Origin of the sequence: Kribbella sp. NPDC050470, from assembly GCF_044458365.1 — a bacterium.
Lineage (GTDB): Bacteria > Actinomycetota > Actinomycetes > Propionibacteriales > Kribbellaceae > Kribbella.
Map to the genome: position 1 here is coordinate 1 of NZ_JBITHV010000004.1, position 12,733 is coordinate 12,733.

The following is a 12,733-nucleotide window of genomic DNA, read 5'->3' on the forward strand; positions in this document are numbered from 1 at the left end:
CTCCCTCCCCGGCTCGGTTCAAGCCAGGATCTCTCCGGGAAGCTGGTCAATTTTCAGTTGCCGCCCACTGGTCAGTTTTCAGCTGCCGTCGACACATAGCTCATTGTGCCCGGACAGCTGGCGAACGGGCGACGTACGAGCTGGCGTAGCGGACGCGTGCGGCGGTGTAGTTGCCCTAGCTCAGTTCCTTCCGCATCTGAGCGCATGTCGCCTCGTACCGCGTGATCGAGCCATCAGGGTTTTGCTGGTCCCAAGATTCGAGTACCTCGTCGTACGCTACGTAGCCCAGCCGCTCGTAGAGGGCACGGGCTCGCGGGTTACTCAGCTCGACACCAAGCTCGGCCCGATCAAGACCTCGGGCCAAGATCCGCTGCTCAGCAGCCCCAATGAGCACCGTCCCGATCCCGCAGGACTGCAACGCCGGGTGCACGGATAGCTGAGTCAACGAACCAGCACCGGGATGCGGCAGGTAGTCGACCGCGCCGATGGCCACGGGCAGGTCGTTCTTCGTACAGACGGCAAGGTAGTCGACCTCCCCGCGGCGCGCTCGCTCGAGTTGCTTGGCAACCTGCCTCACGTGCAATTCACTGCCAGCAAACCCACACGCGCCCAAATCGGCGTCAGCCAGATCTCTCACCGCCAGATCGAGTACGACTGCCGTCATCTTCACCACCACCAGGTGTCTCGGTCATCTCGTGGCGAGCCTGATCAAGTTCGCGCTTCTCGTCGCGCCGCCGAGCCCGTGACGCCCATTCTTTGGCCTCTTCGGTGGTGCCCCAGTGGCCGTGCTTGCGCGACATGTTCCGAGCGCCGTCATGCTCCGTCTTGCCCCGTCCCAGTGCCACACCGACAGGTTACCTGTGGGATCAGCCGCTCGGACCTCGCGTTCGTCCGAGGACAGCGCCGAGTCCAATCGCCTTGTTGAGATCGACCCAGTGCCCGATCCACGGGGGCACCAGTCGTCGACGTGACGTTCCAGCGGGCGTAGCCATCGAGTGGGCCGCTGCTGGGAACAATTGGCCGACAAGCGGCATGCTCTCCGGTCCTGTCTGCGGCACGTCAGTGCGTTGGTTCGCGACCAGGATCAACACCGAACTTCTCGATCATGAATCGCCAAAACAGCGGAACCGCGTCAACTACCGGCTTGTCGATGACATCGTCGTGGCCGGTCGTAGAGAGGTGCTCGATGCGCACGAATCCTCTGGCCGGCTGATGGATCGAGCCTGGGGCGCGCACCGCAACCACGCCGTACGGCGGCTTAGGGATCGGCGTCGGTACCACGATCAGGTCGTGCATCGACGTGCACGCCGCCAAAGCCCCGGTCTGATCCGAGACGAGGACACTCTTGACTATGTCTGACATATGTCGGAACTCCCCATGGCGATCTGCCATGTCCCCAAGGAATGCGTCGATCTCATCCCATGGTCGTCGCCGAAAGGGATATGGCCAGCCGTGAGTCCTCACGCGGCCCAATGATTGCAGAGGTCAACCGCGCCGCGGCGCGTCAGCAACATCCCCAACTCAGGGTTCGACCAGGCGCCGGTCCATTGGTTGATGCCGCGCTTGGCGAGCCACTCGCTCGCCTCGGTGCGTATCGCGAGGATGGTTGGGCGGTCCGTCGATCCTGGTCTGCTCGACAGTCACGATGCGCCAACGTCCTCGTCGATGCGCGGAGTTGGGTCGCCGATTGCGGAGACGGCTCGGTTCCGAGGCGCAGCCGCCGCGCGGCGGGCGACACCCACGAGGCAGCGCTTCGGCGTGTCGCCAGCAAGATCGTCGGGCAACTCCACCATTGTCTGGCCCACTGCCAGCCCTACCGAGAAACATCGCCTGGACCAACGAGCCAATCGGCCGCAGGACTGCGGCCTGAGCCAGCATTGGATGGCCGCCGACCCACGGGTCGCAGCGGCGGTGTCAAGGGCTGCCGACAGGCAGACGGGCAGAGTCGCGAAGCCCTTTTGCACCGCGCGAAGACCCGAATCATCACCGGAGCCAGAAGGTGGCGCCCTCCCGCGCACAATGATCAGCGCATCGGTTGCTGTCGCCGCTACTCTTATCGATCCATGAGACGGGTTCGGGCTGTGACCGGCTGGTTCGTCATCGGCGGGGTCGCGGCACTCGTCGTCTCCGTTATCGCCCTCACGCTGGCTTTTCCGATGTCCGAGCGAGCACCCGACATCGCTGATCCGCGCGCATGCCCGGGCAGCAACGTCGAACTCCAAGTCATCACCGCAGCCTTCGACGTCGAACTGCCGCCCGATGTGGCGGAACTGAGCTTCCGCTCGGATGTGCATCCGATGTTCGACGAGCACACGCTGCAAATCTCGTTCCGGACCACGCCCGCAGGCCTACGAACGTTCCTCGCCGCAAGCCGATTTGCCGCGCCACAAACTGTCGCCCAGCAGGAACTACCGGCGTCGGATACGTGCCCAGGGCCGGAGTCGTTCCGACGGGCGTTGATGGTGGAGGATCAGACAGCAGCCGGCAGCAGCCGAACCTTGGTCGTGGACACGTTCGATCCCGCGCATCCCCTCGCGTACATCCGCGCAGTCGACCTATAAGCAGCCGAACCGCACCGGCACAAACGACCGGACTTGCTCGGCCGCCGCAACTTGCGATCCGGCGACCGCCGGGTGTCTTGATGCGTGTCGTGGCGGCCGTACGATCGAGAGGCCAGAGGGACAGGGCTAGCCCGCGGTCGGTCGCAGTACTCGGACTGCACTGGGCGGGCTGTAGCGCGAGTGGCAGGAACGTGCTCAGCGGTGCGCTGTCGTTGGGTTGGACCGGGGTCACGCAGTACTGCCTTGCAAAGGCTGTTGCGAGCCTTCTGCGTGGCTCAGCGACAAATCGCTGAGCGTGGGCTCGACCGATTGAACCCGCGGATGACCTGTCGAGCCGGCGCCGATGTAAGGACCCAGTTCTGACCGGGCTTCAATGGCCTGTTGCGCCGTCGATCGCCTCTCGGATGATGTCGGCGTGACCATTGTGCCGCGCGGTTTCCTGGACCATATGGACCAAGATTGCCCGCAAGTTGGCCTCCGCTCCCGACGGCGTCGTGACCACGTCGTCGAGCCCGCCGGCGGCCACGACGGCCCGGGCCCGCTCGCAGGTCAGTAGGTATTGCCGGACTAGGGCGTCAGCCGTCTCATCCGGACCGACGCGAAACTCCGCATCTGGGTCACCGTCGGTCGAGAACAGATCTGGCTCGCGCAAGCCTCCGTAGATCTTGAGGAACCAGCCATGCTCCGTCTCGGCTAGGTGTTTCACCAACCCCAGCAGGCTGAGCCCAGACGGCGTCATCGGCCGGCTCAGCTGCTCTCCATCGAGTCCTTCCAGCTTGTGAAGCAGGGTGGCGCGGTGGAAGTCGAGCTGCTGTGCCAGCGCGTCGCGCTCGTCAGCCAGACGATTCGGCACTGCCCGCTCCACGGGCGACTCAAATACCATGCGCCAACAATACGATCGACGTACGACCAGGGCAGAGGACTACGAGTCCCAGGCAACTGCGGAGATCCACGCGATCGGCCCGCCCCCAACGGAGGATCGCGCTGCACCCGCACGGGCTACCCACAGTCAGACGTCAGGACTTCGGACGACGCCCGCGCCCTTGATCCATAGAGCCAAACTTCGGCAGAGAGCGGATCAGTTGTCGGATCACGAACCTCGGGGATTACTGTCCTCCGTCGGCGGCGTGATGGTGCTCGGCGTGCGCGGCAGTCACCTGCGGTCTGGTCGTGAGAGCAGCGCCACTTTGACGCGTGGGCCTGTACGCTCGCGCGGTGGCTTTCCCAGACGCATTGCACACCATCGTCAAGGACATCGCCGCGGCAGCGCGAGGTGAGGACCCGGAAGCGTTCTTCGCGGCCGGACAGCGCCTCGCGGACAGGTTCCAGGAGGCATCACGGCAAGACCTCGACACAGCGGTCACATTGCTCGCACCCGTACTCACCGACGCGCCGGAGTCCCTGGGCGGACCGCTCGCGCAGTACCTCGGTTCCCTGATCGGCATGGACGGGGATGCCACGCCGGTTCTGGACACGCTGGTTGAGCACGCGTGCCGCGCGCTGGAAGGCACGCGGCGGTTCGTGGCACTCTACGAGGAGCTTGTCGGGCCAGTCCCAGAGCGAGCGGAGTGCGGTGATCGCGAGTACGAGCGGTTCGTCGCAGCAGCAGCCTCCCGGATCGACGACCCAGGCGCCGTCGCTCGCTCGTGGATGTATGCCGAGTCGTGGGTGCAACCCATCCTGTTCCTCGGCCAGCGTGCCGACGTCCGGCGTGCGCTGCCGCAGCGGGAGCGGCTAACGGCAGCAGCGATCGTCGCGGAGGACGACCTTCCTGACCTCGCTCCATGGCTGGTGGGCCTGCTCCGCATTCTCGACGACGAGCCGCTGGTCGTGCTGCACCGCTCCACCGGCACTGCCTTCCGCGTCACGATCTCGGGCGTGTCCGACAATTTCCAACTCCACACACTTCTCGCGGCTCACATCATCCCGCTGCTTCCGGTCGCGCGGCGAGGCGTCCTTCGTCGCCGAGACACCTCGGCGGTGCCCGTCGCGCCGACGGCCGCGATGCTCGCGGCCGCCGATGGTTCTGGAGACCTCGCCCCTGCAGGCGGTCTCACCGGCCAGTTCAACCTCGTTGACGGCGTGGGAGCTTGGATCTGGAACGAAGGCCGGCCTGACGAGATCCCGCTGATCGATGGCGTGCGCGTCATCGTTCTCGATCCGCCTCCCTACCGACGCGGCTGGGACTCCGGCCGCGCGTACCCGCTCCTGTGCGCGAGTGTCGAGGCCACTCCACTACCCAACGACGAGGCCAGAATGTGGCTGTCTCGAATCAAACCGTCGAAGCCGCTCGATCAGGCGACCAAGGCGGCCGAGGCGCTCGTATGGTCGGACGACATGTCAGTAGCCCTGCCGCCCGGCCGCGACGTGGCCGACGTCGTCAACTACACCCTCGCCACCAGTGCGCGTGGAGTCTCCGGGCTCGAACTGGAGACTGCGGTCGCGCGTGAGTTCTCACTTTCCGCCGAGGACTCCGCGCTCGCCGTTGATCGCGTCTTTGGCGGGATCACCCGCGCCGCAACCCTGAACGAAGCCAACCGTCCGGATCCGGTGAAGGACCCGATCGCCTTCGAGTCCTACCGTCAGGCCCTGGAGCGTTCAGAGGCCTGACCACGCTACGCGGCAATTGCGGTCACGTGGCGCCGAGTAGAGGCGGCGCGGGCCTGGCGGCTTCGGGTCGTTCCGAACCCAACTGGTGCGAGACGAGGGACCATGGGTACATGGCGGCCAGGGATTTGGTGTTCGAGGCCGGGGATCGAGTCCGGACCTGGGGTCAGTACGTCGCCGGTCCGGACGGTGATTGGCTGGACCTGGCCCGCGTCGATGCTCTGATCTCCAAACCACCGGGTTGGAAGTCAGATCGGTCGATCCGGCTGATCGGGGCCGACGCCGAGGCAGTACCTACCGACTTCGCAGCGAACCGAGTCCCGGACTTTGTCTCGGTGGTCGGGACATGGCGCGACGAGAGCATCGAGGTCGAGGAACAGTCACCGGACATCCCTGCTCGGGAGCCGAGTGCGGATTGGACGGACCCACCGTGCCCGCCGCCGCCCGACGGCTGGCGGCGTGACGCGCTGCCCTGGGACCTGGACTACGGCGACCTGGAATCGTCCGGGGCGATGGTCCACGGGGTGGTCTTCCGGCCGTCGGCGGACCAGGAGGTCCTCGTCGTCGCCGCCACCGATGTCGACGCGGTGACCCGGCAGTTATCCCCGCACCTGCCAGATCAGCTCTGCGTGGTGCCCAGCCGGTTCACCCGCGCTCAACTCGACGAGGTCCGCGACGTCCTGCTGTCCCATTGGCGGGAGTGGCGCCTGGAAACCTGCGGCACCGGCAGCGCAGACGCGCAAGCTCAACCGTTCGCCACGGCCGAACCATTCCGCGTCACCGCCGAGATGGCCGAATGGGCCGATACGCTCCCCGCGGGACTGCTCCGCCTCAACCCAGCGATCAGCCCGGCCTGACAACCCGGTCCGGCACCCGGCGCGATATGTGCCCTAGGCGTGTCGAGCAGCCGCATCTCATCACCGGCATGACAGGCGCGGAATGCGGCATGCGGGGACGCTCGCTTGTCGGAGGTACATGCCTTGATACGCGAATGCGTAAAGGCGTTGTCGGCGGCCGCGTGGGGCTTCCACGGGCTGCTCACTGACTGCGAGTTGGCGGAGCCACGGGGCGGTCGGATGAAGCGCGATAGGCGCGTGGACCGGGTGGGTGGGAGCGGTGGCGAGCACGCGACGTAGGAGTGGGCGTAGCGCCGCGTGGGGCGACCAGGTTTGGCGCGCTCGGAGGGATTCGAACCGTCAACCTTCTGATCCGTAGGAGCCTGCAACTCTAGAGGTGCGCCGCGCCGCCGTGCATACGATTCACCTCAGTGGTGCCAACTCGTGCATCTTGCTCGGGCTCGTTGGGGTCGGACTGGGGTCATCTTCGACCCTGCAATCACGAGTGACCAGGCGCAGTTCCTGTGCAACCTGGTCGGGATCAGTTCCAGAGGCAGAAGGGATGTCCCGCAGGATCCAGCATCACCCTTAACCTGCGCGGGACTCGGTCTGCCGGCTGCTGACGAGCCTCACGAGCACCGAATGACACCGCACGCGCGACCGCGGCTTGGACGTCGTTCACTCGGATCTCGAAGTGCATCATCTTCGTCTGCGCGGGAACCTCCTCTGGCCACACAGGAGTCACATACCAATCATTGGCCTGGATGTTGAGCCACATTCCACTTTGGGGGTCTCGCAAGGCAGCCCAACGCGGCTCGCGCTCGGCGACCTCCGTCCCGAGCAGGTCGCGATAGAAGGCAACCTCAGCGTCGTACTCGTCGGGCGCGCAATCGATGCATACCGCGTTCCATCGGACCCCCGCCGCTTCTTCGTCGGACCCTTGCATCTCGTCGACTCCTTTGGGTTTCCCGTCGTTAACGAATTAGCTCGACTCTAAGCCAATCTGCTTGACATGCTCTTCGTCCCCATTCCGGCCCCGCGAACCAATATCACCTTGGGCTGCAACGCCGATGCTGTCGCAGACTCGATCGCCTGGCGCAGACTGTCCACCGTGTGGCGTAGCTGCCTCACGCGAAGCTGTCCCAGCTCCGGCCCCTGATCCGTAGGAGCGTGCGTTTGTCGGTGCTCCGGGTTAGGGCTCAGCCCGGAGGCTCGGCCCCTCGACGGCGCCCCAGGCTCGCGGCGCGCGGTCTTCAACCGACTCACTGAAGCACCAGCTCCGGCCGGTGTAGTCACGGGCAACGTATTGGCGCTCGCCATAGACGTGGGTCGTCGGATCCTGCGTGATCTCTGCACCATGAGCCCGGCTGACTGCCGCATGTGCATCTACGTCATCGACTCGCACCATGACCTCGTCCGCACCGGTAGGAGGCGCGTCGGACTGCACGATCGCAAGCGCAGCCGTCGGTCCAACAGCGAGCTGAGCTCGATGATCAGAAATCTGCCAGCGTAAGCGAAAGCCGAACGCGGCGGTCAACCACTCGACTGCCTCAGATACATCCGGGTAAGCCAGCACCGGCACCAATACGTCCACAGGCATTGTCTGATTGAAACGCATCGCACACCTCCGAGGCTTCAGCCTGCAACAGCCACTCACCGAGAGCAACCCGACCCGGCCCGCGTGGTGCAGTAGCCGCTGACTAGCTAGACGGCCCACATTTGCCCCGTCCCCCTGATAGCTGCCAACCCAGGCCAGCGCGGCACATGTCAAGAGTCGGCTTGCCGATCCGTAGTGTCGCGAAGCGCTCTTGACGTGTGTCGTGGTGGCCGGACAATCGAGCGGCCAGGGGGACGGGGCTAACCGGCGGTCGGACGCCAGGGCTCGGACGGTGCCGGGTGGGTCTGCGATCAAAAGTGCCAGCCGTTCTCCGCGCGGGGTGGGCGAGGTTCGGCCGGCAGGCCGCATGGGCTCGCCCACCCCGCGCGGGAGGCGCGCCGAAGGCGCGCCCTTGATCCATAAGAGGTCAATCCGGCAACAGAGCCGCGATTCGGGGATGAGTCAGTCAGGGCACGAAAGACGGCGTGTCGACCAGCCGGCATGTTCGAGGGGAGGATTGGTCGCATGACACTGCTGCGCCCAAGGACAGCGCGCGCGATCGCCACATATCCGGACGCGCCGGTGCGCTATCACCGACCATTTCTGCGCACGGTCGCCGGAGCCTTCCTCGTGGGCGAGTCGGTACTCAGCATCCTGCTTACGTACTTTCCCGAGGGCAAGGGCGATGACCTAACTGGCGGCGATTGGTCGTTTCAGATCCTCTTCCTCGTCCTGCTGGGCGGGCTGTACCTCTATGCCGCGTCCTCGCTTGTCGTGACGCGGACACATGTCGTCGTCCGCAACCCGTTCCGGACAGCGGCGATCCCCTTGGGGCAGGTCGAGGCAGCAGTCAGCGGAAGTAACCTCCGGATCAAGACTGCGAGCCGGAGCTTCATCGCCGCCGGGGTCGAGGCTGCTAACGCCCAGGCCTTCAGCGACAACTTCGGTACGCAGGGCGATCTCGCGAAGCTCATCAACCGTGTCGCCGCGGAGGTTCGGGCACGAGGCGTTGTTGACGACACGGAACCTGCGCGCTACCGCTTCGCATTGCCCGATCCGCTGTTCCTGGCGTTCGCAGCAATCCACGTCGTCGGCGCGGTGGTGTTGATACTCAATGATGGGCCATTGAGGCTCCAGCAGTAGCAGGTTCGATCGTCAGATGCTCGCCTCGTTGAGCACCGGCCAGAGTGCGCGTTCGAAGGCCTCGAAACGGCCCTGACGGGCCGGCAGCGTCTGGGGCCGTTCGGTCAGTGCTTGACCTGTCTTCCGGCCACGCCAGTCGGTTGCTGGGCGTTGGAAGAGGGCGCCGGAGGGGTAGTCGGCCAGGTCGAGGGTGCGGACGTGTTTGAAGCCGCGGTTCTCGTAGTAGCGGTGGAGGCCGATGTTGTCGGTCCACACATCGATGCGGACCCAGCGGTTGCCGAGCTGGCCGGCGCGGTCGCATGCCCAATCGATCGCGTCATCACAAGACCGGCGTACTTGCGGCGCACGATCAGCCGGTGCAAATACATCGCGGGTTCGGCCTGCTCGTCGGGCGTCCAGAGCTGGGGGTCCGAGAAGGAATCGAGCGCGACCGTGGCGGCGGTGCTGCCGTCGTCGGTGCGAATCATCCAGGTCTCGCCGGCGCGGATGCTGGTGAGGATGCGCTCGGACTGGGCCTCGGGGTTCGGCCATGCGACTGCCCACTGGTTGATGCCGCGCTTGGCGAGCCACTGGCTGGCCTCGGTCCGCATGGCGAGGATGACCGGTAGGTCTTCGATGGTGGCCTGTTCGACGATCATGACGCCGCGCCGCCGTTCTCGCCGGTGTACGCGTGGAGGTCGCCGATTTCGTACACGACGCGGTTGCGGTCGCCGGCGAAGATCGTGAGCGTCAGGCGTAGGGGTCGCTTGTCGCTGTACGTCGTCCGCACGTAGACCAGGACCGGGGTCCCCGCGTTGAGGCCGAGCTTGCGGGCCTCGTCTGGTCGGGGCATCCGTGTGGTCAGCTCGTCGACGTACCCGCCGCGGAACGTGAACCGTCACTTCGATGCCCTGTGCGCCAAGTCCGGCGTACGGCGAATCCGGTTCCACGACCTGCGGCACTCGTGTGCGTCATTGCTGTGGAGTCAGGGTGTCCCGCTTGAGCAGATTCAGGACATTCTCGGGCACGCTGACCCCCGCACCACGAAGGTCATCTACGTCGATGTGGCCGAGGAGTTGCAGCGGGACGCCGTGGACCGGCTCGGGTTCCTGTTCGAGGAGCCGGAGGAATGACGTTGGGGTCAATCGCGGGGGTCAAGAGGGCGGCGAGCACCACAGCCGCGCTATGTGCCGTTCACTCCAACAACACAAAAGCCCAGGTCAGAGAATGTCTGCCTGGGCCTTCACGAAGCGCGCTCGGAGGGATTCGAACCCCCAACCTTCTGATCCGTAGTCAGATGCTCTATCCGTTGAGCTACGAGCGCTGGACAACGACGAGTAACGATACATGGCGGGGGCCGGTGTAGGCCAATCGGGCTCGACGGGTGGGTTTCGGGCGGTGCGGCGGGCGGGGTGGGGAGGGGCGGCGGCCCTACGATCCGGGGCATGGGCATTGAGGACTAGCTGGGTGGGCGGGATCTGGGGGACGTGAAGAAGGCGGTCGGGTTCGTGATGGAGAACTCGGACGATTTCGAGAAGGTGCTGCAGCTGGTGCGGGGGTTGCCGGACGACGCGGTGGGGCTCATCGGGAAGTTGCCGGAGTTGCTGAAGACGGTCGGGTCGGGGCTGGCCGAGGCGGGGGAGCAGGCGGCGAAGGCGGCCGGGACGCTGGTCGGGGACGACGGGAGGGTGGGGCGCGGCAGGCGCTGACCGGGAGCGCGAACACGATGAACTCGGCCAAGGACAAGCTGAAGGACGCGGCCGGGATGCTGTCGGGGCTGGCGGGTGAGCTGGACAAGATCCCGGGGATCGGGGACGCGGCGGCGAAGAAGCTGAACGACGGGAGCGGGCAGGTCGGCGGGGTCGCGACCGAGATCGAGAGCCTGGCCGGGAATCTGCAGGATCTGTCGGGGATCCTGGCCACAGTCGGCGACGCGCTCAAGGGCCTCGGGACGAAGCTGTCCGAGTCCGGCGGATCGGTCCAGACTCTCCTCGACTGACAAACTGACCAAACTGACAAAGAGGGAACCGGTTGCTCCCTGCACTCGTCCAACGACGCGTCGTTGACGGGCAAGGGAGGACCTCTGCGTGACTAAGGTCGCGGGCATGGCGAGTCGACTGGTGCGGGGTACGGCGATCGCGTGTGGGGTCGCCGTGGTCGCAGGGGCGGGGATCGGGTTCGCGCTCGGTGACCCGGTGCAGCCGGAGGACATCGTGCCGGCCCGCAAGCTGCCGGCCGACGTGTGCGAGCGGATCGGCGACGTGTCCAGCCTGTTGCCCCAGGCATCCAAGGGCGAGGTCTCGCTGACCCAGGCGGGGACCTCGGTGATCACCTGCGCCGCGCAGGCCGATCCCCGCTCGCAGCGCACCTACTCCGCCGCGGTGGTGAAGCTGACCATCACGCCGTACGGCGGCCGGGACTTCGGCGCAGGCCGCGCACCGCTGAACCCGGCGCAGAACGCGAAGTGGACGTGGGAGCGGAGCCCGCTCGACGCCGTCGCCGACCGGCCGTACCCGACCAAGCTGAGCGCGACCGCGCGGGGCATCGCCGGCCAGTCGTGGTCGGTTCATGCAATCGTGCAGCGCGGCGATGTGGTCGTCAACGTGGACTACACGGCCTACCCGGTCGAGCAGAAGAGCGCAGAGCAGGCGGCGCTGGTGCTGGCGGACCGCGCGATCTGGGAGACGAAGTGAACAGCACGCCGCAGATCCCCGGCTACGAGTTCGACCAGCAGCTGCTGGCGCATCCGCTGGCGGAGTTGTGGCGCGGCCGCAGCTTCACCGGCATGGAGGTCGTCGCGCTGTTGCTGAGCGAGACCGGCGCACGGGACGAGGTCGTGCGTGACCGCCTCGTGCAGGCCGGCCGCGGCGCCGCACTCGAGCCCGGGCAGCTGCAAACGCCGCTGTGGGCCGCGAACTTCAGCACCGACCGCCCATACGCGATCACCCAGCTGATCCCCGGCCAGTCCGGCGCCGAGCGGCTGATCGACCCACTCGACGGCGTCCTTGGCAACGACGAGGAGTCCCTGCAGGCGGTCCGCTCCCAGCTCAGCGGGTACGGCGCCATCCCCCCGGCGGCCGCAACCCCGCAAGACCAACCGCCGTCCCCCGCAGCCCAGCCACCAGGTGAGCAGACCCTGCAGAGCGCGATGGAGGCGGCGCTGCAGCCCGCGAAACCACGGCAGTCCAAGGTCGAGCTCGCCCGCGAGTACCGGCACAAGATCGGCACCTGGGTCTACGTCGTTGCCGTGATCATCGTCTTGTTGGTCTTCACCGTCACGTACTCGATCGGCTCCACGATCGGCAGCGCGGTCAAGGACGAGCCGGTCGAGGCTGTGCCTGCCGCGGTCACCCCGAGCCCTCTCCCGCCGTCGGTCATGCTCCCCGGTGTCCCGCGGATCACGACCGCGAAGTACAAGCCTCCGACCGGTGCCCCCGGCGTCCTCGGTGCGACGTACCCGGCCGGCGCGGATGTGCAGCCGGTCCTGACCGGCGGGCTCCCGTTCGCGTTCGGGTGGCCGCGGCCGCCCGAGGTCAGCTCGCTCGGTGAGTCCGGCGAGGCGATCTACCGCCGCGTGCAGACCGCTGCGATGAGGGACCGGCCGCGCGGGACGCTCGACGCCCGGATCGCGCTGCACCCGTGCAAGGACCTGGCCGCCTGCATGGCCGACCGGCCCGCGTTCGACAAGGCCTGGACGGCCGCATTCACGGCGCCCGCGCCGGAGACTGCCAAGGAACCGAGGACCTGGTTCACCGAGCAGGGTGACTCTCAGAAGACGAAGGTGTACGCGCTGACGATGACGCACGCTTTCATCAGTGGCGGCCAGTGGTGGCTGGTCGGGGTGATGGCCACCGGCGTCGCCGGAGAGGAAGCGGACGTCCAGCGCATCGTGAACGACATCTGGCGGCAGACCAGCTGATCCGCCGAAGAATCTTCAGCAACGGCCCGCGCATCCAGCGCGGGCCGTTCTCATTTTCACAAGGTTCACCGGAAAGCGATTGTCGCGAAAA

At 66.4% G+C, this 12,733-nt stretch carries 16 protein-coding genes and 1 tRNA gene; 9 read left to right on the plus strand and 8 right to left on the minus strand.

Annotated features, from left to right (window positions below):
• Positions 1 to 175 precede the first annotated feature (175 nt).
• Both ACIBGM_RS11915 and ACIBGM_RS11920 read right to left on the minus strand, forming a co-directional pair.
• Complete coding sequence (locus tag ACIBGM_RS11915) at positions 176 to 664, minus strand: GNAT family N-acetyltransferase (RefSeq protein ID WP_360537968.1); 489 nt, start codon at positions 662 to 664, stop codon at positions 176 to 178.
• A gap of 395 nt (positions 665 to 1,059) precedes the next feature.
• Entirely contained in the window at positions 1,060 to 1,296 is a 237-nt protein-coding gene (locus ACIBGM_RS11920; protein ID WP_396385398.1) for a hypothetical protein, read from the minus strand.
• A 785-nt stretch (positions 1,297 to 2,081) separates the two neighbouring features.
• Here ACIBGM_RS11920 and ACIBGM_RS11925 point away from each other — a divergent pair.
• On the plus strand, positions 2,082 to 2,561 hold the full coding sequence (locus ACIBGM_RS11925; RefSeq protein WP_360537964.1) for a hypothetical protein: 480 nt from the start codon (positions 2,082 to 2,084) through the stop codon (positions 2,559 to 2,561).
• Between the two features lie 370 nt (positions 2,562 to 2,931).
• Here ACIBGM_RS11925 and ACIBGM_RS11930 read toward each other — a convergent pair whose 3' ends face one another.
• Positions 2,932 to 3,444, minus strand: coding sequence for a DinB family protein (locus ACIBGM_RS11930; RefSeq protein WP_360537962.1), 513 nt, complete (start codon positions 3,442 to 3,444; stop codon positions 2,932 to 2,934).
• 311 nt (positions 3,445 to 3,755) lie between these two features.
• Between ACIBGM_RS11930 and ACIBGM_RS11935 the strand changes: the two genes are divergently transcribed.
• Complete coding sequence (locus ACIBGM_RS11935; protein ID WP_360537960.1) at positions 3,756 to 5,171, plus strand: hypothetical protein; 1,416 nt, start codon at positions 3,756 to 3,758, stop codon at positions 5,169 to 5,171.
• 110 nt (positions 5,172 to 5,281) lie between these two features.
• Positions 5,282 to 6,025 carry a hypothetical protein gene (locus ACIBGM_RS11940; protein WP_360537958.1) on the plus strand — a complete coding sequence of 248 codons (744 nt, stop codon included), beginning with the start codon at positions 5,282 to 5,284 and terminating at the stop codon, positions 6,023 to 6,025.
• 520 nt (positions 6,026 to 6,545) lie between these two features.
• On the opposite strand, the gene ACIBGM_RS11945 is transcribed toward ACIBGM_RS11940, so the two are convergent.
• Entirely contained in the window at positions 6,546 to 6,950 is a 405-nt protein-coding gene (locus tag ACIBGM_RS11945) for a VOC family protein (RefSeq protein WP_360537956.1), read from the minus strand.
• Between the two features lie 246 nt (positions 6,951 to 7,196).
• On the minus strand, positions 7,197 to 7,622 hold the full coding sequence (locus ACIBGM_RS11950) for a VOC family protein (RefSeq protein ID WP_360537954.1): 426 nt from the start codon (positions 7,620 to 7,622) through the stop codon (positions 7,197 to 7,199).
• Between the two features lie 504 nt (positions 7,623 to 8,126).
• Between ACIBGM_RS11950 and ACIBGM_RS11955 the strand changes: the two genes are divergently transcribed.
• A complete protein-coding gene (locus ACIBGM_RS11955) occupies positions 8,127 to 8,744 on the plus strand; it encodes a hypothetical protein (protein ID WP_360536506.1) in 618 nt (205 codons plus the stop codon).
• A gap of 104 nt (positions 8,745 to 8,848) precedes the next feature.
• Here the strand turns inward: ACIBGM_RS11955 and ACIBGM_RS11960 are convergent, their stop codons facing one another.
• Positions 8,849 to 9,382 (minus strand): hypothetical protein, encoded by a 534-nt coding sequence (locus tag ACIBGM_RS11960; protein ID WP_360536504.1) that lies wholly within the window; start codon positions 9,380 to 9,382, stop codon positions 8,849 to 8,851.
• Complete coding sequence (locus tag ACIBGM_RS11965; RefSeq protein ID WP_396385828.1) at positions 9,379 to 9,588, minus strand: UTRA domain-containing protein; 210 nt, start codon at positions 9,586 to 9,588, stop codon at positions 9,379 to 9,381. The genes ACIBGM_RS11960 and ACIBGM_RS11965 overlap by 4 nt, the downstream gene beginning before the upstream one ends.
• A 25-nt stretch (positions 9,589 to 9,613) precedes the next feature.
• Here ACIBGM_RS11965 and ACIBGM_RS11970 point away from each other — a divergent pair, with 25 nt between their 5' ends.
• Positions 9,614 to 9,856, plus strand: a complete 243-nt coding sequence (locus ACIBGM_RS11970) for a tyrosine-type recombinase/integrase (RefSeq protein ID WP_396385399.1) — start codon at positions 9,614 to 9,616, stop codon at positions 9,854 to 9,856.
• Between the two features lie 118 nt (positions 9,857 to 9,974).
• On the opposite strand, the gene ACIBGM_RS11975 is transcribed toward ACIBGM_RS11970, so the two are convergent.
• Positions 9,975 to 10,047 (minus strand) — tRNA-Arg (locus ACIBGM_RS11975).
• A 163-nt stretch (positions 10,048 to 10,210) separates the two neighbouring features.
• Here ACIBGM_RS11975 and ACIBGM_RS11980 point away from each other — a divergent pair.
• The 4 genes from ACIBGM_RS11980 (at position 10,211) to ACIBGM_RS11995 (ending at position 12,642) form a co-directional block, all read left to right on the plus strand.
• Positions 10,211 to 10,432 carry a hypothetical protein gene (locus ACIBGM_RS11980; protein ID WP_360536440.1) on the plus strand — a complete coding sequence of 74 codons (222 nt, stop codon included), beginning with the start codon at positions 10,211 to 10,213 and terminating at the stop codon, positions 10,430 to 10,432.
• A 17-nt stretch (positions 10,433 to 10,449) separates the two neighbouring features.
• Positions 10,450 to 10,722, plus strand: coding sequence for a hypothetical protein (locus ACIBGM_RS11985; protein WP_360536438.1), 273 nt, complete (start codon positions 10,450 to 10,452; stop codon positions 10,720 to 10,722).
• Positions 10,723 to 10,828: 106 nt separating this feature from the next.
• On the plus strand, positions 10,829 to 11,416 hold the full coding sequence (locus tag ACIBGM_RS11990) for a hypothetical protein (RefSeq protein WP_360536436.1): 588 nt from the start codon (positions 10,829 to 10,831) through the stop codon (positions 11,414 to 11,416).
• On the plus strand, positions 11,413 to 12,642 hold the full coding sequence (locus ACIBGM_RS11995) for a hypothetical protein (RefSeq protein ID WP_360536434.1): 1,230 nt from the start codon (positions 11,413 to 11,415) through the stop codon (positions 12,640 to 12,642). The genes ACIBGM_RS11990 and ACIBGM_RS11995 overlap by 4 nt, the downstream gene beginning before the upstream one ends.
• The last annotated feature ends 91 nt before the right edge of the window (positions 12,643 to 12,733 follow it).